This window comes from Gimesia sp., assembly GCF_048260065.1.
In the GTDB taxonomy this organism is placed as follows: Bacteria; Planctomycetota; Planctomycetia; order Planctomycetales; family Planctomycetaceae; genus Gimesia.
Genome location: NZ_JBLXHC010000006.1, coordinates 331674 through 352149, shown reverse-complemented (window position 1 = coordinate 352149; position 20476 = coordinate 331674). Strand labels below are relative to the sequence as shown.

Annotated in this window: 20 protein-coding genes and 1 tRNA gene; 15 read left to right on the top strand and 6 right to left on the bottom strand. The window is 52.2% G+C overall.

Features of this window, described 5'->3' with window-relative positions:
- Positions 1-7: 7 nt before the first annotated feature.
- Positions 8-670: a septation protein SpoVG family protein gene (locus ACN0YN_RS14125; protein ID WP_417385661.1), complete on the top strand. Its 663-nt coding sequence runs from the start codon at positions 8-10 to the stop codon at positions 668-670.
- A 100-nt stretch (positions 671-770) separates the two neighbouring features.
- Here ACN0YN_RS14125 and ACN0YN_RS14120 read toward each other — a convergent pair whose 3' ends face one another.
- Complete coding sequence (locus ACN0YN_RS14120; RefSeq protein ID WP_417385660.1) at positions 771-1052, bottom strand: hypothetical protein; 282 nt, start codon at positions 1050-1052, stop codon at positions 771-773.
- A gap of 438 nt (positions 1053-1490) precedes the next feature.
- Between ACN0YN_RS14120 and ACN0YN_RS14115 the strand changes: the two genes are divergently transcribed.
- From ACN0YN_RS14115 to ACN0YN_RS14100, 4 genes are all read left to right on the top strand, one after another.
- Positions 1491-2210 carry a 3-keto-disaccharide hydrolase gene (locus ACN0YN_RS14115; RefSeq protein ID WP_417385659.1) on the top strand — a complete coding sequence of 240 codons (720 nt, stop codon included), beginning with the start codon at positions 1491-1493 and terminating at the stop codon, positions 2208-2210.
- A 92-nt stretch (positions 2211-2302) separates the two neighbouring features.
- Positions 2303-3160, top strand: a complete 858-nt coding sequence (locus tag ACN0YN_RS14110; RefSeq protein ID WP_417385658.1) for a ThuA domain-containing protein — start codon at positions 2303-2305, stop codon at positions 3158-3160.
- Positions 3161-3193: 33 nt separating this feature from the next.
- Entirely contained in the window at positions 3194-3877 is a 684-nt protein-coding gene (locus ACN0YN_RS14105; RefSeq protein ID WP_417385657.1) for an SDR family oxidoreductase, read from the top strand.
- Between the two features lie 135 nt (positions 3878-4012).
- Complete coding sequence (locus tag ACN0YN_RS14100; protein ID WP_417385656.1) at positions 4013-5455, top strand: NADH:flavin oxidoreductase; 1443 nt, start codon at positions 4013-4015, stop codon at positions 5453-5455.
- On the opposite strand, the gene ACN0YN_RS14095 is transcribed toward ACN0YN_RS14100, so the two are convergent.
- The 4 genes from ACN0YN_RS14095 to ACN0YN_RS14080 all read right to left on the bottom strand — a co-directional run bounded on the left by ACN0YN_RS14095 (position 5456) and on the right by ACN0YN_RS14080 (position 10725).
- Positions 5456-6280: a ParA family protein gene (locus ACN0YN_RS14095; RefSeq protein WP_417385655.1), complete on the bottom strand. Its 825-nt coding sequence runs from the start codon at positions 6278-6280 to the stop codon at positions 5456-5458.
- A gap of 360 nt (positions 6281-6640) precedes the next feature.
- Positions 6641-7333: a methionine biosynthesis protein MetW gene (gene metW, locus ACN0YN_RS14090; protein ID WP_417385654.1), complete on the bottom strand. Its 693-nt coding sequence runs from the start codon at positions 7331-7333 to the stop codon at positions 6641-6643.
- Between the two features lie 61 nt (positions 7334-7394).
- Positions 7395-8597: a homoserine O-acetyltransferase MetX gene (gene metX / locus ACN0YN_RS14085; protein ID WP_417385653.1), complete on the bottom strand. Its 1203-nt coding sequence runs from the start codon at positions 8595-8597 to the stop codon at positions 7395-7397.
- A gap of 313 nt (positions 8598-8910) precedes the next feature.
- A complete protein-coding gene (locus tag ACN0YN_RS14080; protein ID WP_417385652.1) occupies positions 8911-10725 on the bottom strand; it encodes a M3 family oligoendopeptidase in 1815 nt (604 codons plus the stop codon).
- Positions 10726-11046: 321 nt separating this feature from the next.
- Between ACN0YN_RS14080 and ACN0YN_RS14075 the strand changes: the two genes are divergently transcribed.
- Positions 11047-11874 (top strand): dimethylarginine dimethylaminohydrolase family protein, encoded by an 828-nt coding sequence (locus tag ACN0YN_RS14075; protein WP_417385651.1) that lies wholly within the window; start codon positions 11047-11049, stop codon positions 11872-11874.
- On the opposite strand, the gene ACN0YN_RS14070 is transcribed toward ACN0YN_RS14075, so the two are convergent.
- Positions 11836-13038 carry a hypothetical protein gene (locus ACN0YN_RS14070; RefSeq protein WP_417385650.1) on the bottom strand — a complete coding sequence of 401 codons (1203 nt, stop codon included), beginning with the start codon at positions 13036-13038 and terminating at the stop codon, positions 11836-11838. The genes ACN0YN_RS14075 and ACN0YN_RS14070 overlap by 39 nt on opposite strands.
- 47 nt (positions 13039-13085) lie before the next feature.
- Between ACN0YN_RS14070 and ACN0YN_RS14065 the strand changes: the two genes are divergently transcribed.
- The 9 genes from ACN0YN_RS14065 to ACN0YN_RS14025 all read left to right on the top strand — a co-directional run bounded on the left by ACN0YN_RS14065 (position 13086) and on the right by ACN0YN_RS14025 (position 20439).
- Complete coding sequence (locus ACN0YN_RS14065; RefSeq protein ID WP_417385649.1) at positions 13086-13247, top strand: hypothetical protein; 162 nt, start codon at positions 13086-13088, stop codon at positions 13245-13247.
- Positions 13248-13799: 552 nt separating this feature from the next.
- The gene (locus ACN0YN_RS14060; protein ID WP_002647021.1) at positions 13800-14156 is read left to right on the top strand and encodes an STAS domain-containing protein; all 357 of its coding nucleotides are present in this window, start codon (positions 13800-13802) and stop codon (positions 14154-14156) included.
- Positions 14157-14348: 192 nt separating this feature from the next.
- Entirely contained in the window at positions 14349-14792 is a 444-nt protein-coding gene (locus ACN0YN_RS14055; protein ID WP_417385648.1) for an ATP-binding protein, read from the top strand.
- A gap of 155 nt (positions 14793-14947) precedes the next feature.
- A tRNA-Asn gene (locus ACN0YN_RS14050) sits at positions 14948-15020 on the top strand.
- A 150-nt stretch (positions 15021-15170) separates the two neighbouring features.
- On the top strand, positions 15171-16421 hold the full coding sequence (locus ACN0YN_RS14045; protein ID WP_417385647.1) for a tyrosine-type recombinase/integrase: 1251 nt from the start codon (positions 15171-15173) through the stop codon (positions 16419-16421).
- A gap of 214 nt (positions 16422-16635) precedes the next feature.
- Positions 16636-17451: a hypothetical protein gene (locus ACN0YN_RS14040; protein ID WP_417385646.1), complete on the top strand. Its 816-nt coding sequence runs from the start codon at positions 16636-16638 to the stop codon at positions 17449-17451.
- Between the two features lie 84 nt (positions 17452-17535).
- Positions 17536-17859, top strand: coding sequence for a hypothetical protein (locus ACN0YN_RS14035; protein WP_417385645.1), 324 nt, complete (start codon positions 17536-17538; stop codon positions 17857-17859).
- Positions 17860-18178: 319 nt separating this feature from the next.
- Positions 18179-18622 (top strand): hypothetical protein, encoded by a 444-nt coding sequence (locus ACN0YN_RS14030; RefSeq protein ID WP_417385644.1) that lies wholly within the window; start codon positions 18179-18181, stop codon positions 18620-18622.
- Positions 18622-20439 (top strand): DNA polymerase, encoded by a 1818-nt coding sequence (locus ACN0YN_RS14025; RefSeq protein ID WP_417385643.1) that lies wholly within the window; start codon positions 18622-18624, stop codon positions 20437-20439. Before ACN0YN_RS14030 ends, ACN0YN_RS14025 begins: the two co-directional genes overlap by 1 nt.
- Positions 20440-20476: the final 37 nt, after the last annotated feature.

Below are 20476 nucleotides of genomic sequence, written 5' to 3'. Positions count from 1 at the left end.
TGAGGCCATGGAGATCAGTGAAGTACGCATCAAGTTGATGAACGATCCACACGAAAGATTACTGGCATTCTGCTCGATTACTTTCGATGTCTCGTTTGTCATTCGAGATCTGAAAATCATCCAGGGAGCAAAAGGTGCCTTCGTGGCGATGCCCAGTCGCAAGCTGATGGATCGGTGTCCTAAATGTCACACCAAAAACCATCTCAGGGCTTCCTTCTGCAATCAGTGTGGCGTAAGACTCGATGAAAATCGAGCCGACAAAGATGACGCCGGTCGCGCCCGGCTCTACGCAGACATTGCCCATCCCATCAATTCCGATTGTCGCGAACTGATCCAGGAAGAAGTCCTGAAAGCCTACCAGGAAGAAAAAATCTCTGCGCAGCAGGAAGGTTATGTCTGCCGCTACGACGATTTCGGCGAAGAAGACTTTGCCCGCCTGGGACCATACGAGGAAGACTACGAAGAGACACCGATCTCACAGTCTCCCGCTGCGGAATCGACTCATATTCGTAAGAATAATCAGGTTTTCCGTATCGACTCCGCAGAGTCCGGTTCCGATCGCAGCCGCCCGCATCACACGGCAGCCGATCAACCCTCTTCCAATAAAGTCACCTCAAATGAAAACGAGGCCGGGGGAAAAGGGGATGCCTTCGGATCAGGCATCGTTTGAATTCCGACGGGTTTCCGATTCTGCTATGCGGCGGAGCGCTGCAGTCATAGCAGAATCAATGACAGGTTCACATCCTCAGGTTGTCCGTCCGTCATGACTGTTACATCATGAATAAGCCGACCACCATGATGGTAATGCCGGTTACTTTGGATGTCAGCATGTTCTGCAGACGATCCAGTACATTCTCACTCGGGTGGAAAGCGACAATTTCTTTCTTTTCTACTTCTTTACGCAGTTCCGCATTCAGCCATTCCAGTACGGAAATGCTCAGATTTTGTCGCTGATCAGCTGCGGCCTCCTCAATTCGCTGAGTGAGCATCGCAGGCTCTGGTTGGATTGTCTTCGAATCTTCTCCAGGAGGAGAAGTCACTAATTGTTGCATGATAGCCCATTTCTATTCCGGTAAGTTACCGAAATCGTTCGTGGAAGACACCGGTCGCCGGGGTCAGTTTGTTTGGTTCTGATGAGAAACAGTTTTCCTGTCAGGCGAGTCAGTCAAAGGAGAGTTTGTATTCTATATCGGTAATTTCTGCGGTATGTCCCGCATCTCTTCATTATTTTCTTAAGTAAATATGCAGTGTTGAAGGAAGCTGTATCGATTATAGCTGTCTTGAGAGGCAGGTGGGGTGACTGGCGTTCGCCTGTGTTCAGATTGGATTTCTCGTCTCCAGTTTGTGGTGTCAAAAGTGTGGAAATCGTCTTGTGGATTTCCCTCGTCTTCTCTTATGTGTTGCCGGTATTGTACGTTAGAATGTTAATACAGGATGAAGTTATGCTTCAGATACGAATTTTTTCACGACTTTCCGGAAAGAGAAGTTTTATGAAATCCCTGCATCGAATTCTCCCTCTGCTGTCACTGGTTTGCCTGCTGGCGGCCTGTTCCGATTCCGGTCCGACTGAAGCCCAGAAAAAGGAAGCCGCCGATGATGTCTCCGCCATCGATATTCCCGAAAAAACGATCGAATCGTTATTCGAAGTGGAAGATGGCTTCACGCTGCTCAGCCTGAAAGACTTTGCAGTCTTCAACGCCAAAACCAAAGAGCCGGTCGAGGGGAAAAACTGGAGCGAAGCAGAAGGCGTGATCTCCTGCAAAGGAACACCGCGCGGTTATCTGTACTCCAACGAGTCATTCGGCAACTGCACGATCCGCCTGGAATATCGTTTCCCCGAATCCGCCGAGAAAAATGAAAATCCGAATACCGGATTCCTGCTGTTCATCACCGGCGAAAACCGGGTCTGGCCGAAATGTCTGGAAGTGCAGGGCAAATTCGCCGAGATGGCCCACATCAAATCGAACAGCAAAGAGATTCAACTGGATGTGACCGACGATGAAGCAGCCCGCGAAAAAGCCCGCCGTCCGATTGGCGAATGGAATACGATCGAAGTCGTCTGCAAAGACGGCGCGTTGACATCGGTCCTGAACGGCACTCAGATCGCGACATCCAAACCCAACGAATTGAAGTCCGGTTTCTTCGGTATTCAATCAGAAGGGGACGCCGTCGAGTTTCGTAACATCCGTGTGCAGAAACTGACCGATTAAGCCTTTTGCTTTGCATAATTCGCGATGTTCTCCTTAAAATGAATATCTGATTTTCATTCAATCAAAATACACTCAACTGTGGAGCGATCACCATGAGTTTTCGATTTTTGACAACCTGCTGCCTGCTGGTTTGTGCTGTTCTGTCTTTCTCTGCTGATACGAATGCCGCAGAAGGTAAATCCCGGGTGCTGATGCTGACCCAGAGCAAAGGTTACACACACGGCTCCGTCAAACGACAGGAAGAGAAACTGTCTCCCGCAGAAATCGCCATGATTCAACTGGGCAAACAGTCCGGACTGTTCACCGTCGATTGTACTCAGGACGCCGCCGCAGATTTCACAAAAGAGAATCTGCAGAACTACGACATCGTCATGTTCTACACCACGGGCATGCTGCCGATCAAAGAAGAAGACATGCAGTATTTTCTGAACGACTGGCTCAAGCAGAAAGGCCACGGCTTCATCGGCTTTCATTCCGCCACCGACACCTATAAATCGTATGAACCTTACTGGGACATGATTGGCGGCTCGTTCAACGGACATCCCTGGACTGCCGGCAATACGGTGACGATTACAGTACACGATTCCGATTTCCCGGCGATGAAACCGTTCGGCAAAGAGTTTCAGTTTAAAGATGAAATCTACCAGTACAAAAACTGGCAGCCGGAGAAAGTGCATGTGCTGATGAGTCTGAACATGGAGAAATGCAATCCGAAGAAACCCTATCAGGTGCCGGTCGCCTGGGCGAAAGAATGGGGTGCGGGAAAAGTCTTCGTCAACAACCTGGGCCACAATCCCGAAACCTGGGCCAATCCCATGTTCCAGGATTCCGTGATCGGAGCCATCAAATGGATTCGTGGCGAAGCACCCGCTGCCGTTCCCCCCAATCCGGAGCTTTCCAAAAAAGAAGATGAAAAAGCGGCAGCCGCTGCAAAAACGGAAGCGAAGTAATCCGACTCGGAATGGGAAAGAGGGAAAGTCAGCATGTCGAAAGTGGTTGTCATCACCGGCGTAACTCAGGGACTGGGTCGTGCCATGACCCAGGCGTTGATTGCAGCAGGACACACGGTCGCCGGCTGTGGCCGGTCTGCGGATAAAATTGCTGCACTGTCCGATCGGTTCGGTGCGCCGCATCAGTTTTCGACTGTCGATGTGTCGGATGACCGCGCGGTCGCGAACTGGGCGAAGACGATCATTGCTGAACTGGGGCCGCCTGATCTGCTGTTGAACAATGCCGCCGTGATCAATGAGAACGCACCGCTCTGGGAAATCTCTGCGGACGACATCGATCAGATTATTGACGTCAATATCAAAGGGACCATCAATACCATTCGTCACTTTGTGCCCGCGATGAGCGAACGCCAGTCGGGCGTGATCGTGAATTTCAGTTCCGGCTGGGGACGTTCGGCTTCCGCGGAGGTCGCCTCCTATTGTGCGACGAAGTGGGCCATCGAAGGTTTGACGCAGTCCCTGGCGCAGGAATTACCGCGGGGCATGGCGGCGATTCCCCTGAACCCTGGTATTATCAATACGGCCCTGCTGCAAAGCTGTTTCGGTTCGCATGCGGAACACTACGCGACCGCAGAAGAGTGGGCCGAATCCGCAGTCCCTTTCCTGCTGAAGCTCTCTGCCCGGGACAACGGGAAATCGTTGACGGCTCCCGCCTGAGGTGGTTTCGCGCATTCCCTGCAGCAATTCTCGAATCCGGGGGTGAATGGCAATTCGCGATCGGTTTGAGTAAACTCGTTGCAGTAAAAATACGAACCTCCTCGATTTTCAACTGCATGCAAAAAGTCTTTCCTCATGGCCAAATACTTTAAATATAAAACTCCCGCCGACGTGGTCGCAGACTCCGAACGACTCGGCTGTCCGATTCAGGTTTCCGATAATTTCGATGTGCTCTATCAACCGATTCAGATCGGGCATCTGCAGGCGAAAAGTCGACTTGGCATTCAGCCGATGGAAGGCTGTGACGGAACGACGGACGGCTTCCCTGATGAGTTGACGTATCGACGTTATCAGCGGTTTGGCGCCGGAGGGGCTTCGCTGATCTGGGGAGAAGCGACTGCCATCGGCCCCGAAGCGCGAATGAATCCCCGGCAGTTGATGATCAATGAAAAAACCGCCTCTGCACTGGAAAAGATGCTGGCCGGCTGTCGCGACGCGCACGCGGAAGTGTTCGGTTCCACTGATGGTCTGGTGATTGGCCTGCAGTTAACGCATTCGGGCCGGTTCAGTTTTGAAAAGCCTCTGCTGGCAACGCACGATCAGGTCCTCGATCCTCGCACTGTGGATAAATCAACGGGCCGCATCGTCGATGACAGTTACCCGCTGCTTACAGACGATGATCTGAAACGCATTGAAGATCAGTATGTCACGGCAGCAAAACTGGCGGAATCGATCGGGGTTGGCTTTGTCGATATCAAGCAGTGTCATCGTTACCTGCTCTCCGAATTACTGGCGGCGAAAAATCGTCCCGGTGAATACGGGGGTTCGCTGGAGAACCGTACGCGGCTGGTGCGCAACGTTGTGAAACGCATTCGCGAAGAATGTCCCACGCTGGTGATTGGGACCCGCATGAACGGTTACGACGGGATTCCCTATCGGGGTGCCGGCGAAGAATTCATCGGCGAACCCTGTCCGCATGAGCTGCCGCTGCAGACCGCATTCGGTACGAATCCCAACGATCATCTGCAGGAAGATCTGACCGAACCCCTGGAAGTCGCAAAGCTGCTGAAAGAGTGGGGCGTCAGCATGATCAACATCTCCAACGGGAATCCTTATGCGAATCCGCATATCGTCAGACCCGCCGAGTTTCCGCCCACCGATGGTTATCACGCTCCCGAACATCCGCTGATTGGCGTGGCCCGGCATTTCCGGATTGCCGGTCAGATCCAGGCAGCTGTCCCGGATATCCCGGTAGTCGGCAGTGGTTACAGCTGGCTGCAGGACTTTGCCATGCATGCGGCTGCGGCGAATGTGGAATCGGGAAAGATCTCCATCGTGGGAATGGGCCGCGCGACACTCTCGCAGCCTGAGTTTGCGAAGCAGCTCCAGGAAGAAGGGAAGCTCAATCGCAAAACCGTCTGCCGAACGTTCTCGTACTGCACGAACCTCATGCGCACGAAGGACCATCCCCTGGGACAGTATCCCACCGGATGTCCTCCGTTTGACAAAGAGGTTTACGATCCGCTCTGGAAAGAAGCGAAAGCAAAACTGGAAGCGAAGCAGAAGCCAGCTGAGTGATCAGGCTGCCTGCTGAATCGGTGTTTCTTCCACTTTTTCGTCGGCAATGATTTCTTCGACCAGTCCGCCGTAATCTTTGGCGCCGGGACAGGAGCTGGAATAATCGAAGACGGACTGCCCGTAACTGGGGGCTTCGGCCAGTTTGATATTCCGCCGGATTCGACTCTGGAAAACTTTCGCAGTTGCCCACGGTGCTTCCGGATCGCTTTCCGTCAGGAAGGCTGTCAGGTCGTCGGTGACGTCGGCTGCCAGTCGGGTACCGGTTTCGTACAGACAGAGGACCACTCCCGAGACGCGCAGATCGCGGTTCAAACGGCGGCGGACCAGAGCTGTTGTTTCGAGCAGTTTGGAAAGACCCTGTAATGCGAAGAAGTGTGGCTGCAGAGGAATGATGACTTCGCTGGCCGCCGTCAAGGCATTGATGGTCAGCACACCCAGGGAAGGGGGACAGTCCATAATGACATAGTCGAACGGTTCGGTCTCGGCCATTTTCCGGATGGCCTGACGCAGAACAATTTCGCGGTTTTCAGCGTCTACCAGTTCCAGTTCGGTCGCAGCCAGATCGAGTGTCGCAGGTACGACCCATAAATTTTTCGCGACGAGTTGCCGGGTTTCGGCAAGGGTTTTGAAGCCGGAGAAAACATCATAGGCGGTCGGGACGTTTCCGAAGGGTTCAATTCCCAGGTGTAACGAGGCATGTCCCTGTGGGTCGAGGTCGATCAGGCAGACTTTCTTGCCCTGCATCGCCAGGCCGGCAGCCATGTTCACACTCGACGTCGTTTTGCCGACGCCCCCTTTTTGATTCATGATGGCAATGATACGCATCGGGAGTCCTTTCCCTCTTTCTCTTTGATAATATCGGGTCGCTTACTTGTTTCAAACTCTTGTATGGTCACACCTTAGGTTGCAGCCGGGTTGACGCTGTCCGGGGTGTCATGCTCAGTTTCGGTACTGAAGGTGGGGCAGTATATCTGGTCAATCGAATTTTGGAAACAGGAATTGCGCCGCAGAAAATTGATTTATTTCAGGCGTACTTTCACACAGGTTCAAAGCGGCTGGCTTGCAATCCGGCGATCAAAGCCTGGTGGTCCTTCAAGCCTGTATTGAGGGGGCCATATCAGGTGCGCACGCCAGCGAACTTGCGGACCATTGCGACCAACGGGCCATTCCAGGCCGGAAAAGACTTTAGCGGGGAATCGGTGCGGAGTGATCCGCTGCCTTGTGTTCGCCGGCATGAGGGACTTCGGGCGCTTCCAGTCGCTGTAAAACGTACAGGACATGCTGGGCCCGCAGGTTGGCCAGCCAGGCTTTTTCGATGGCCCGGTGATTGATGATTGGAATCTCCTGCAGAATTTCGATGCCCAGCAGTCGCATCAGATCCTGAAAGTCGTGCATCGACATCAGGTGCAGGTTGGGGGTGTTGTACCATTCGTAAGGCAGGACTTCGGTTACCGGGGCACGCCCCTGTTTGAGGACTTGTAAGCGAATGCGCCAATTTCCAAAGTTGGGGACCACCACCAGTGCTTTTTTGGCGACGCGCACCATTTCTTCCAGCAGCTGTTTGGGATGCAAAACCTGCTGCAGGGTCTGGCTCAGAACGACGTAATCAAAAGCGCCATCGGGAATATCCAGCAGTCCCTCGTCGAGGTCGGCCTGGATCACGGGAACCCCGCGTGCGATGGCGGCATGATGTTGTGTGATATCGATTTCGATCCCCAGGACCGAAGCACCCCGTTCTTCACGCAAGCGTGCCAGCAGGCGACCATCGCCACAACCCAGGTCGAGTACGCGGCTGCCGGGCTGGATCTGTTCCAGCAGCAGGCGGTCGGTCATTTCCAGTGACGGGTCCTGCATACAATATCGATGTTGAGCACACATGGTTCAAATCCGTGTTGGTTTCTGGAGAGCGTTCGTGTGAGAATCGCTCTGGCTGGTTTCTCTAAGAGGCTGGTTTGCTTTCCGCCAGACGCGTGGAATAAGCCTGCTCCAGAAACGGGGTAATCATTTTATTCAGCTGTTCGATTTCAATCAGGAAAGAATCGTGTCCGAACGGGCTCTTGAGCTCGATAAACGAGACATGTTTTCCACATTCGATCAACGCCCTGACGATCTCTTTACTCTGACTGGTTGTAAACAGCCAGTCGGAATCATACGAGGCAATCAGAAAACGGGCGTCTGTTTTTCCCAAAGCATTGACCAGTGATCCATGTTGGGAAACTAGATCAAAATAGTCCATCGCGCGGGTCAGATAAAGATAACTGTTCGCGTCAAAGCGTTCTACGAACCGCTTGCCCTGATAATGCAGGTAACTCTCCACCTGAAATTCCACTTCGGGCAGCATTTCGTAAGTAAATGTATCGTGATCCTGCAGGCGTCTGCCGAACTTCATTTCGATCGACTGGTCTGAGAGGTAGGTGATGTGGGCGATCATGCGTGCCAGGGCCAAACCATAGCGGGGACCGGCTCCCACTTCGTATTCCCCGTCTTTGAACTCCGGATCGGTTTTGATCGCCCGTCTGCCCACTGCGTTGAAGGCAATTCCCTGCGCCGAAAGCTGGGCGGCGGAAGCCAGGCAGATGGCACTGCGTAACTGATCGGGAAAGCGGGTCGCCCAGTCCAGGACCTGCATGCCTCCCAGGCTGCCCCCAATGACGGCGAGCAGCTGATCGATGCCCAGATGTTTTGTGAGGGCAGAATGAACTTCGACGATATCGCCGACGGTGATGAACGGGAAACCGAGACGGTAAGCCTGGTTGGTTTCCGGGTTGATGCTGCCAGGCCCGGTTGTTCCCATGCAGCCTCCCAGAACGTTCGCACAGATCACGTAATATTTATCCGTGTCGAGCGTGCGTCCCGGACCAATCAGGTCATCCCACCAGCCCGGCTTGGCTTTTTCGTCATCGTCTTCATAGTAGCCGGCGGCGTGGGCATCGCCGGTCAGGGCGTGACAGATAAAAATTGCGTTATCTTTTGCCGGGGTCAACTCGCCGTAGGTTTCATAGGCGACCTGAATCGGTCCCAGCACACCTCCACCTGCCAGCTTGAGCCAGTTCGGAGGCGCAAACAGGGTTGCCAGTCTGGTTTTGACAATTCCAACCCCTGATTCATGGCGGGTTTCTGATAGATCCTGTTGTGTTGCCATAGAATAAATGCTTTTCAGTATCGCAGCAAATTCATCAGCTGTCTGTCATTCAGTTCTTATTCATTCTCAAAGGGAGTACCTGCACTCCTGCTCTGGATCGGGCAGACACCCGGTCTGACAGGTTCGGTATTCCGTCGTCCAGACAGTATACCCAAGACTGTTAAGAATTTCGACACGCTACGGAACGAAAGACTTCAGATCCTGCAGCATTTCAGAGGGACCCCGGTCCAGAACCGGACCGGGAGCGGGATGACTCTGTCAGATCGCGTATTTCCAGTACAGACGGCGTTTAAACTCAATGATTTCACTAAGATCAGTCAGCCAGTTCCAGAAAACGATCGACGCGGCGGTCAATAATATCAATACTTTTGTTCCAGAAATCAGCTTCACCCAGATGGTAACCAAATGTCTGGGACACGGCGTCTTCTGTTACCTGACAACCGGTGGCGATCAGGAGTTCACGGTATTTGTCCGCAAACTCCGACTGATCGGTAAAGGTATCCGACAGGGCATAGACTCCCAGGGAGAGGAGATAACCGAAGGTATAAGGGAAGTTATAGAACGGTAATTCACTGATATAGAAGTGGAGTTTGGAAATCCAGAACGAAGGATTCCAGCCCGAATCATCCAGAGCACCCGCATAAGCTTCTTTCTGTGCAGCCAGCATCAGTTCCGAAAAACGCTGGGGGGTTAATTCGCCCGACGCCCGTTCCTGATGCAGGCGGTCTTCGAACAGGAATCGCGCGTGAATATTCATCAGGAAGGCAACAGCGTCTCCCAGCATGCCATCCAGAATCTGTAATTCTTCGTCCCGTGACTGAGCCGCTTTCAGACGTTGTTCGCCGAGCACCGCTTCAGCAAATGTGGAAGCGGTTTCTGCCAGGTTCATCGGGTAGTCACTCAAAACATAAGGCGCATCTTTCAGCACGTAAGAGTGATAGGCGTGCCCCAGTTCATGGGCGAGGGTCGACATGCTGTCGGCTGAGTCGGTATAGGTCATGAAAATGCGCGACTGTTTCTGCAGCGGGAAGGTAGTGCAGAAGCCCCCCTGACGTTTGCCGGGGCGGTTTTCGACTTCGATCCATTGCTCGCGGAGTGCTGTCTCTGCAAACTGGCTCAGATCGGGACTGAACTTTTCAAAGGAATTCACCACCAGTTCGCAGGCACGGTTGTAACTGAGTTCGGCCGATTCACCCCCGGAGAGTGGCAGCGGTGCATTCAGGTCGTACCAGCAGAGTTTTTCGAGTCCCAGCAGTTCCGCTTTCTTTTCGAGAAACTGCACCAGTTTCTGTTTGCGTTGTGAGATCACCGACCACATCGTGTTCAGTGTGCTTCGCTGCATGCGGTTGTAAACCAGGGGGGCATCCAGATGGTCTGTGACGGGGAGATGGCTGTAGAGCGTGAGCCGGGTTCCCGCCAGATGATTCAGCGCATCTGCACACGAATCGGCAATCGTATCCCAGGCTTTATTGGCCGCATAGAAGTTATTCTGTCGCACGAAGCGTTGCGGCGAATCGAACTGGACCTGCCCGGGAGAACGTTCCACCAGTTCCCCTTTTTCCATTAACTGAATTTTCAGTTCTCCCGACAGACGATCATAGAGCCGTCCCCAGGCGTGCAGTCCATCCACGGCCAGTTGCGATGCCAGGATTTCCTGTTCTTTCGGCAGCCTTAATGTTGCGTTCCGTTTGGAGTCTTCCAGGAAAAACTGAATCTGCTGCAGACGGGAATCCTGTTCTGTGAACTGCTGCAGGACTGCGTCGGAGATTTCGCGAATGGTTAACTGGAGCTGGGTTTCGATATTCTCCCGCAGAGGTCGAATACTGGCCAGACGTGCCATCAATGTCTGGAATCGTTTATTGTGTGCATCTTCGGCGCAGTAGCATTCGAGAAAGGCGAATAATCCCGCCAGCTCGGCGACGGCCGCCTGATAGTCGGTCAGAAAATCTCCCCAGAGGGAAGCATGCTGTTGTGGATCTGTCGACTGAGCTAATTCCGCAACGCGTGCCACCAGATCTTCCAGCGACGCTTTGATCTGCTGGAGACAATCCTCGAACTCAGGTTGTTCGGGATGCGGGTACAGCGAGGCCAGTTCCCAGGTCAGCGGATATGCGGTCGACTCTGTCATAGCGGTAAATCCATTTCAGAAAAAGAGAGATGAACAGTCTTGTGCTTTGGCAAGCTTGAAATTGAGGGTTGGGGGTGTTGTTTACGTGCTCCGTTGTCACACTCTCGTGATATCGATCAACCCAAAATTTAAAAAATGACACTCCATAAGAGTGACTGTATTGGATCAGGAGCCAGTCCGTCAATTATACAGCCGCTGATTTGAAATCTCGAACGGAGGAAAGAAATCTTCCCACGAATCAATGTCGTCTATGGTATAATATTTGAGAGGGCACGTCAGGCGCACCTGTTTTCCCCTGCTGAGACAGAGAAAGGTAGTACATTGATTTATGATACCCCGGCAATCCTGATGTGTCCTCCGGACTTTTACGGGATTGAGTATGAAATCAATCCCTGGATGAGTCGCAGCAAACAGAGTGATCTGGCGCTGGCGCGACAACAGTGGGAGTCGCTTTATCAACTGTTGCAGAGCCAGAATACCAGAATCGAACTCATGACGCCGGTGAAAGGCCTCCCCGATCTGGTCTTCACAGCGAATGCCGGCCTGATCTGGAAAGATCGTGTGTTTCTTTCGCTGTTCCGTCATGAAGCGAGGCAGGGAGAGACGCCCCTTGATCGCGAGTGGTTTCAACAAGCGGGATTTGAAACGATTGAGATGCCGGACGGTTTTTTCTTTGAAGGCGCCGGCGATGCCTTATTCTGCGGTGATACCCTGTTTGCCGGTTATCTGATTCGCAGTGATGTGCGGGCTCTGCAATGGGTGGCCGGAGAGATGAACTGCCGGGTGATTCCGTTGCAGCTGGTCGACGAATTTTATTATCACCTCGATACCTGCTTCTGTCCTCTGAGCGAAACGGAAGCCATCTATTATCCGCCTGCTTTCGACGAGTATGCGCAACAGGCTTTGAAAGAATATATCCCGCATCTGCTTCCGGTCGTCAAGGAAGAGGCACAGCGGTTTGCCTGCAATGCGGTTGTGATTGGAGAAACCGTTGTCATGAATACAGGTTGCCCGCAGCTGGAAGCCGATCTGCAGCAGCGGGGCTATCAGACGCTGAGTACACCCCTGGATGAATTCATCAAAGCAGGAGGTTCAGCGAAATGTCTGACCTTAAGGCTGGACGGTGAACGGGCGGCTGTTTGGCCTTGAAGGGCCTTCAAAGTTGAGCCTGCTGGTGCGCGCGATGCCTGCCGACGTCGTTTCTCCAGGAAAGAAGCGGGTGCCTGTCGTCGCCAGTGAGGAATCCCGATTGAGGGAGACGTGCTTCAGGGGGACAGCGGGAGCCGACGCTTCAAAGGTTCCTTTGCCAGGTGAGAGCAGGCTGACCTGAATTTCTCCGAGCGCGTACACATTCAGATTGTGTTCGGGAATTTGCGGGAAGAGTTTGACGATCCAGGTCTGATCGGAGGCCTGGCCTGTGCCAAACTGATTTCCGGCTCGTGGTGCATTTGTCAGAGGCGTTGCAGCGCAGTTTCGGGTCCACTGTCCCAGCTTGAAAGTTTCCTGTGGGACTGCAGCAAAGCGTTGATCCCAGACCGGAAGCAGCATCTGTCGCTGGCCGAACAACTGGATTTTTACATTTCCCGTTAATGCAGCAGGGTTCCCCGCGCGGTCAAATCCCCGGATGCGGACCGAGAGTGCGTCCCAGTCTGCTTTTCCCTGAGTGTTGACGGGCGTCGCCTGGACGCTGATTTGCGCTATTTTTCCCAGCAGCGGCTCGGAGGCAGGTGCGGGAGGAATGACTCCGGGGACAGGTCCATAGCCCAGCGCCTGTTGTGCAACTGTAGCTCGCATCAGTCCCAGGGCATAACCGCGTTCCAGCGTGGGGACGCCATTGGGGTAGTACTGTTTCAGCAGGGGCTGGTAGGCGTTCAGCGGATCTTCGTGAACTCCCAGGATGATTCCTCTGCTGCAGCGGGTGTCGCAGGGCGCGGAACATGTTTCTCGCGGTTCGAAGGGAGCATGCAGGGGGCTCTGATAAACGGGGACCGGCATGGGGGTAAATCGTTTGTGTTTATGCGATGCGAACTGGACGGACTGGCTCTGCTGATACTGGTCTGCTGCGAGACGAATAGTCTGCCGATCGTATTCAGAGTTCTCGATTTTCAGACTCTGGATTTGATTGAGAGACAGGGAGCGGGGGGGCTGTCCCTGCATTTCCAGAAGCAGGGTGGAGTCGGGGCCCCACTGGATGTAGTCCGCGTGAATCGTCTTGCCGGTGTCCAGGGTGATTGCCACATCGGCTCGGGAGATCGACGTGGAAAACAGCAAGAGCGCCAGGCAGAAGACAAAGAAAGTACGTTCGCGTTGCATTACAGTCCCCGATTGAACAGAGAGTCTCAATCACGGTTTGTGACGAGATGAAGTGGTTCATCGGGAATGAAAAGGCAAACATCGCGCCCGAAGCGATGCGTGGGGAGGGGACAGGCAGCAGCAGAGCGGTTTCAGCGAACGGGCGTCCTGTTGGCAGGATTATGACAATTGCAGATGCAGACGGTGATTCGATGCATGCGGATTCGTAATCTCTCGAGGAGAAAACAAATATCTTTTTCGTGGAAACAGCGCCTCCGCGTCAGTGATTTGTTTCAATTCCTTAACACAATTTCCAAGTTGATGTCTGAATGTCTTAACAAAATTCCGTTTCGTATGAGGATGGGGAGCAGGGCATTGAGGTACAGTAAATGTCAGATTTCCCCTCAGAAACGGGGGTTTTGCCAATCCGAGCCTGCGAGATTACACAAAGTCTGCTGAATATGGCACTTAGACCCTTAGAATCCCGTAAACAATCTTGCGAATATGCTTGACAGCAAGGAAAGAAAGCGTGATGATCATGCAATACCGGGGACTTGTGGTTCTCGCTCAAATTGATGTTAGTCTATCGGGAATATCTGTTTAGATAATTTCTTTTTTAGTCTTAACACGTATAATTTGATACTTGATTCAATTCGTTTTATGATCGATTCCGATCGGGCCAGGCAGTCGTCGATACAAACACTATCTGCGATAGTGGATTCACAGGGAATTCATGTGCCTACGTCGGATTTTGTCTTTTTAGAAGAGGGTGGGCTGGAATTATGGCAGCTGGTCACCGTCGTGTTGATATCGAAGAAGTTTCGGATGTCACCATTGCAAAATTTATTGACAAGAAAATTCTTGATGAAGGAAATATCCAGATCATCGGGACTCAATTATTTGGTCTTGTTGATGAAGATGGACGTAAGAAGATCATTCTTGACTTTTCCAACGTGGAATACCTTTCCAGTGCTGCACTGGGGAAGCTGATTACGCTGGATAAAAAGGTGAAAAAGGCAAAAGGTAAATTGAAACTGTGTTCAATTCGTCCTGACATCTATGAAGTTTTTGCCATTACGAGACTGAATCAACTGTTTGACATCGCCGAAACACAGGAGGCGGCTCTCGAAGGATTTTAACTTTGGCTTGGTAATTGCAGATTCATTTCCAGTCTGCTTCAACCATTCTTCAGTAAAAAAATTTGAGAACAATGATTGTGAGAGATTCAGATTGAGAAGACTGTTGTTAATAGCAGGTTTCTCTGAGTGAGTTTGAATGCTCTTTGAATTAGTTACTGGATAAACACCAGAAATCGTGTGCTGGCCAAATTCATGTCATCGGACGAACACTTTGAAGTAACGATACCCAGTGATACCTCGGAAGGTCAGGCTGTTCAGGCCCGGATCGTCGAGGCTCTTGAGGTACGTGAATACCCGGAGAAAGATGTCTTTTCGGTGCGCCTGGCGCTGGAAGAAGCGCTGGTCAATGCGATTAAACATGGTAATCGCATGTCTCCTGATAAGAGTGTCGAGATTCAATGCTGGATCAGTGACGAACGGGTTCGTGTCGAAATCCAGGATGAAGGAGAAGGGTTCGACCGCAGTCATGTACCTGATCCGACACTGCTGGAGAATCTGGAACGTCCCTGTGGTAGAGGGATCATGCTGATGGGAGCCTTCATGAATCTCATCGAGTACAACGATCAGGGAAACAAAGTGACCCTCGAAAAGATCAAAGGGGTTGCCCCCAAACCACCAGAGGCGGAAGCTGAGTGACTCAAAACAGTTACGATTCTTACAAGCCGGCAAAATTCTCAAATATTTTGTCAGAACCACGGCGGTTCCTGTTTAACATCGGTTGACTTCATACATTTCTCACAATATGTTATACGCACAATGTGGTTGGGAGCTTTCCTGAATCACAGAACTGATCCTCGATAGCTCAATCGGTAGAGCGAGCGGCTGTTAACCGCTAGGTTCAAGGTTCGAGTCCTTGTCGAGGAGCTTTTTTAAGTCCTTGCTGTGTCGCAGTTAGCGACAACCCAGAATAGCGAAGGCGAGTAGGGATCAGCGGTTTTACCCTTTTCCCTACCCTTTTCTTTTGTGGTGCGGCGTGAATATCCGATTCACGTTTTCTTGAAGGAGAATCGCACCATGTCAAAAAAGAAGATTTTCAAGCCTGCTTACCAACTCCACAAGGCGTCCGGGCAAGCTCGCGTCCGAATCAATGGTAATGACCACTACCTTGGTCCATATGGCTCCCAGGAATCTCGCGACGAGTATGACAAACTGATCTCCGTATGGCTCTCTAGACAGGATGTTTCCAACATCAAGCTTACGATTGCGGATCTCTCACTTCTGTTCATCGAATTCGCGGATGGTTACTACCGTAAGGCGGATGGGATGCCAACTTCAGAAGCGGCTAACATCCGCAAAGCGCTCAAGTATCTGGTCCGAATGTTCCGCAATCTGTCTGTTCACGAATTTTCACCACTGAAACTTCAAGCGGTTCGAGATGAAATGATTGCACACGGACTCGTGCGAACTTCTATCAACCGGAACATCGGACGCATCAAGCGGATGTTTCGCTGGGGCGTCGAAAACGAGCTGGTAAATCCATTGGTGTTCCAAGCGGTTCAGGCCGTAGCGGGATTGCGGGCCGGCCGATCTGGAGCGAGGGAATCGGACCCGGTCAAACCCGTCCCCTCCCACCGTGTGGAAGCGGTCAAACCATTCGTCAGTCGGCAGGTCTGGGGAATGGTCGAGTTGCAATTGACCACGGGGATGCGTCCGGGGGAAGTCATTCAGATTCGGGGGGGCGACCTCAATATGGACGGCGAGGTCTGGGAGTATCGACCGCAACGGCATAAAGGAGAGCATGTTGGTAAGGATCGTGTAATATTCATCGGACCGAGAGGCAAAAAAGTTGTTCGGGAGTTTCTGAAAACTGACCTGGGAGCGTACATCTTCTCTCCCACTGATGCAAAAGTGGAATACTACGCATCTCTGGAACGGAAAACGCCGATGACACCTTCGGCTCAGAAGCGGAGACGAAAGCGGAAACCGAAGAAACAGCCCGGGAACTGCTACACGGTCTGTTCCTACGGTCAAGCCATCCGCAAGGCGTGCGAAAAGGCATTCGATATGCCAGTTGAATTTCGGAAAGTTTCGCATAATCTCCCCAATGACCAACGCAGCAAAATAAAGGAACAAGCTTCGTCTTGGCGTAAAGAATGGTGCTGGCATCCACATCAATTGCGTCATAATGCGGGCACAGAGTTACGTCGGGAATTCGGTATTGAGGCTGCCCGGTTGATTCTGGGGCACTCATCCGCGGCAATTACTGAGATTTACGCCGAACTCGACCGAGACCAAGCTAGACTGATTGCGGGGAAGGTGGGGTGAACGCGTGATTGGACCAAATCGGATAAGATTGATCCATTCCAGTATGATTTCTGGTACATTCGATAAATCAATCTGGGAGACGAATCTTGAGAGATGTAATTGGTTTGGTAACCGAAAACCGTCCTAATGCCCTGATGGTCCATTGAAAATCGTCGAGTAGTTAATTGTCAAAAAGTGCAGAGATTGTGAAGAGTTCAAAGCAGAGCGGACAAATATGAAGAACGAACCTGATCATACGACCGGCTCAGACGAATACATCGCCCCTCCCCCCCAGTTTGATCCGGGAGAGTTTCGTGGGATTGTCGCTCGGTATATCAGACGACTGATCCAAGCTAGGCAAAAGTCTGATCCAGTTTTTCTCTCTCAGGAAGAATTGCAGCGATGGGGACTCGACAAAATAGCTGACGTCTCATGGAAAGATTGGGAACTGTTACATCTGGCAGCCCGGGATCTGGGACAACTAAACCGGGAATTTCTACCCCGCTGTGGGTCGGGCGGTGTTGAGCCGGTCGGTGAAGAGACGCCGCTTGGACGGTTGATTTTGAATGTTGCTTTTCTCACACCATCGAACGGAGGTAGTCCCGATCATAATGAAGACTTAGTCGACGCGGTCACAGCACTCAAAGTGGGGGAGAATATCGACTGGGAAGCATTGGTCGATTGGGGGAAACTGCCCTCGATACGCGACGATTTAGACCAATTACCAGAGCCGAGATTTTCACGGGACAAGAGATCTGGTGAATCGTTAACTGCGATCGACAAGATCGGCCAGATCCTCCAAGGACAATCGTTTAGACTATTTAAATATCTTAGTAGGTTCAGCTGCCGGCAAGTGAGTTTTGATAAAATCTGCGATGACGCGAAAATACATAAGGCTTTTAGGAAGGACTGCCCTGGAGACGAGACGATTCTTAAAGCGTTAAATCGTCTCAGGGATAAGTTAGAGGCTGATGCCAAAATTTTACCGCATGTGGAAATGACTATAGGAACAGATTACGTCATCCTGAAAATCTCTAATGGACAAATTTAAGGACAACTTTGTCCTGCATATTGTCCCCGCTCTCATATATCCTCCATTCATTGGGTTCTAAACTAGTGAAATGGAGGTTTTTTTATGTCACCTATCCAAATCGAAGATCTTGTCCCCCTAGGTAGAGCACGTCGTGAGCTCATTCCATTGAGCAACTCAGGCAAGCCGGTCTCTCCAGCGACTACCTGGAGATGGATCAATCGGGGGCTGACGTCCGCCACTGGCGATCGTGTCAAGTTGGCTGTCGTCATGGTTGGCGGACGTCCGTTCCTGACTCGCGCCGCTGTCGAAGAATTCTTCACTAAGCTGACCGAAGCACGAGAAGTAGCAGCCGAGCGCGACGACGCTGCCCACAACGAACGGAGCGTCGCGCTCGAAAAGCAATTGCGAAATAAAGGACTGCTCTGAGGTAAACCGGTCGGAGCGAACAGTACCCATTCTTAAACTACATTTACACGGCTCTGTGACCAACAGAGCCATTTATCTCAATTAATAGTTGGAGACAGAGACAATGAATCGCATCGCTAACATGCAACCTTCCGATAATGGGGAGCAAGTGAATGAACCGGCTGTTGACCAGGTTAATCCCAGCTCAATTGACGAATCAAGAGATGTTGATCTCGGTGAATTCGAGCAGCTGAGACTGTCCCAGGACTTTGTTGCTACAGCTGGAGCCAGGCAGGTCATCACGCAAATAAATGTATCGAAGCCACCGAGGACCTCTTTCGTGCGAGTTCGTCCAGGTGAAAACTGGTCTTTCCAAACGATGGTCTACGAAGACGAAGAGTCACGCGAGACGTACCTCGTCTATCCTGGACCGGCACACGAATTAGGCGATCTGTGCCGACCTGCGGTGCTGCGTCTTGCCATCGCTCGCCGTTCGCCCCAACCGTTTCTCTGGCGCTGTTTCCTGCCGGGGCCGGATGGACGCACGAATGCCTGGCATCAGTCCCTGATAGAAGCGAGTCGACTGGCGGAGGACAACTGGGTCCGCGTTGTCGCATCGATGCCTGACGGGATGTATCTGACCTATGAGGCTACAGCCGAACTGTCCGCCCCCGAATGGCCAGCAGAGCTAGGAATGTCGGACTATCTAGAGCTTGCCTTCCGAGATAAGATGATTCGGGATCTGGACCATCCTCTGATGAAGCGGCTTCGGGGGGATGTATAATGTTCCTAGAGCAGTACACTTCGATTTGGCTGGTCGACTTTGAGTTCTACGCGCAGCAAGGGAATCAGCCAGATCCGCTCTGCATGGTAGCGAGAGAGTTCCGATCCGGTCGCACAATCCGGCGCTGGTTGAGTGAAAATCCGGGAGAGCCGATCGGGTGTGGACCGAACGATCTATATGTCGCTTATTATGCGTCCGCGGAGTTGGGGTGCCATCTGGCTCTCGGCTGGTCCATGCCGGTTAACGTCATTGATCTATACGTTGAGTTCCGCAATCTGACGAATGGTCGTTACGTCCCCTGTGGTCGGGGGCTTTTGGGAGCACTGAGCTACTTCGGTTGTGATGTAATTCAGGATGTAGAAAAGGACTCAATGCGTCAGCTGGCAATGCGCGGCGGCGAGTACACAGATCAGGAGCAGTCTGATCTGATCAACTACTGCGAGTCAGATGTTGCGGCACTAGTCGACCTATTGACTAAGATGGGCGATCAGCTCGATATCGAGCGAGCGCTACTGAGAGGTCGATATATGAAGGCAGTCGCCCACATGGAGTGGACGGGAGTTCCGGTTGATTGCCAACTCCTTGAACGTCTCCGGGGGAACTGGGACGCAATCAAGTCACACTTGATTGATGTGGTTGATGCGGACTATCACGTTTTCATCTCAACCGGTCAGCGAATGTCGTTTTCTGAATCTAAATTCTCCCAGTGGCTGTTTGAGCACGGTATCCACTGGCCCAGACTGAATACTGGACGGCTGGCTCTCGACGATGAGACCTTCCGGAAAATGGCAAACCGATATCCAGAGGTCGGCCCACTTCGCGAACTGAGACATTCGCTTGGTCAGCTTCGATTAACCGATTTCGCTGTCGGTAGCGATGGCCGAAACCGATGTTTGCTGAGTCCATTTCAGGCAAAGACTGGCCGCAACCAACCTTCGAATTCAAAGTTTATCTTTGGTCCTTCCGCTTGGCTGAGATCGCTCATCAAGCCGAAGCCGGGTTGGGCCATAGCGTACGTCGATTGGAGCCAACAAGAGTTCGGTATCGGTGCGGCACTATCCGACGACGATGCCATGATGTCGGCCTACGAGTCTGGTGACCCGTATCTGGAATTTGCCAAGCAAGCTGGGGCTGTGCCCTTCGATGCAACCAAAGCCAGCCATCCAGTCGAACGGGCCATCTACAAACAGACGATTCTCGCGGTCCAGTATGGCATGGGGCCTGAGTCACTGGCTGTGAATATCGGACAGACCCCCGCCCACGCACGCGAACTACTTCACCTCCATCGTTCGACTTATCGGAAGTTCTGGCGTTGGTCAGATGCCGCTGTCAATCACGCGCTAGTCCACGGGACAATCCGGACGGTGTTCGGCTGGATGTTGCACGTCGCTTCGGAGGCCAATGTGCGCTCACTGGCCAACTTTCCATGCCAGGCCAACGGAGCCGAAATGATGCGACTAGCGGCCACCTTATTGACTGAGCGAGGCGTTTCCGTCTGTTGTCCAGTCCACGACGCATTCCTTGTCGAAGGTTTGGCCGATGAGATGGAGGCAGTCGTGGCCGCAACTCGGCAGTCAATGTCTGATGCGTCGGCTGTTGTCTTGGACGGTTTCCGATTGAGGACCGATGTCGAGATCGTCCATTCACCTGACCGATACTTTGATGAGCGGGGGCGGGCGATGTTCGACCGGATGAATGACATACTAGTGGACATTGAGAATTCGAAATGGGAGTTACCAGATGTCCCGAACGATGGATGTGTAGAACCTACAACGCAAAGGGTTGATTACCAGGGTTACTTAAACCATCACCGGTAATAGACCCGTCGCTATCTCCTTTTCTTTATCCTTAAGT

Excerpts from the sequence above, each read along its gene's own strand:
- ACN0YN_RS14125 (WP_417385661.1), top strand. The coding sequence starts at position 8 with ATGGAGATCAGTGAAGTACGCATCAAGTTGATGAACGATCCACACGAA.
- ACN0YN_RS14120 (WP_417385660.1), bottom strand. The coding sequence starts at position 1,052 with ATGCAACAATTAGTGACTTCTCCTCCTGGAGAAGATTCGAAGACAATC.
- ACN0YN_RS14115 (WP_417385659.1), top strand. The coding sequence starts at position 1,491 with ATGAAATCCCTGCATCGAATTCTCCCTCTGCTGTCACTGGTTTGCCTG.
- ACN0YN_RS14110 (WP_417385658.1), top strand. The coding sequence starts at position 2,303 with ATGAGTTTTCGATTTTTGACAACCTGCTGCCTGCTGGTTTGTGCTGTT.
- ACN0YN_RS14105 (WP_417385657.1), top strand. The coding sequence starts at position 3,194 with ATGTCGAAAGTGGTTGTCATCACCGGCGTAACTCAGGGACTGGGTCGT.
- ACN0YN_RS14100 (WP_417385656.1), top strand. The coding sequence starts at position 4,013 with ATGGCCAAATACTTTAAATATAAAACTCCCGCCGACGTGGTCGCAGAC.
- ACN0YN_RS14095 (WP_417385655.1), bottom strand. The coding sequence starts at position 6,280 with ATGCGTATCATTGCCATCATGAATCAAAAAGGGGGCGTCGGCAAAACG.
- metW (WP_417385654.1), bottom strand. The coding sequence starts at position 7,333 with ATGTGTGCTCAACATCGATATTGTATGCAGGACCCGTCACTGGAAATG.
- metX (WP_417385653.1), bottom strand. The coding sequence starts at position 8,597 with ATGGCAACACAACAGGATCTATCAGAAACCCGCCATGAATCAGGGGTT.
- ACN0YN_RS14080 (WP_417385652.1), bottom strand. The coding sequence starts at position 10,725 with ATGACAGAGTCGACCGCATATCCGCTGACCTGGGAACTGGCCTCGCTG.
- ACN0YN_RS14070 (WP_417385650.1), bottom strand. The coding sequence starts at position 13,038 with ATGCAACGCGAACGTACTTTCTTTGTCTTCTGCCTGGCGCTCTTGCTG.
- ACN0YN_RS14065 (WP_417385649.1), top strand. The coding sequence starts at position 13,086 with ATGAAGTGGTTCATCGGGAATGAAAAGGCAAACATCGCGCCCGAAGCG.
- ACN0YN_RS14060 (WP_002647021.1), top strand. The coding sequence starts at position 13,800 with ATGGCAGCTGGTCACCGTCGTGTTGATATCGAAGAAGTTTCGGATGTC.
- ACN0YN_RS14055 (WP_417385648.1), top strand. The coding sequence starts at position 14,349 with ATGTCATCGGACGAACACTTTGAAGTAACGATACCCAGTGATACCTCG.
- ACN0YN_RS14045 (WP_417385647.1), top strand. The coding sequence starts at position 15,171 with ATGTCAAAAAAGAAGATTTTCAAGCCTGCTTACCAACTCCACAAGGCG.
- ACN0YN_RS14040 (WP_417385646.1), top strand. The coding sequence starts at position 16,636 with ATGAAGAACGAACCTGATCATACGACCGGCTCAGACGAATACATCGCC.
- ACN0YN_RS14035 (WP_417385645.1), top strand. The coding sequence starts at position 17,536 with ATGTCACCTATCCAAATCGAAGATCTTGTCCCCCTAGGTAGAGCACGT.
- ACN0YN_RS14025 (WP_417385643.1), top strand. The coding sequence starts at position 18,622 with ATGTTCCTAGAGCAGTACACTTCGATTTGGCTGGTCGACTTTGAGTTC.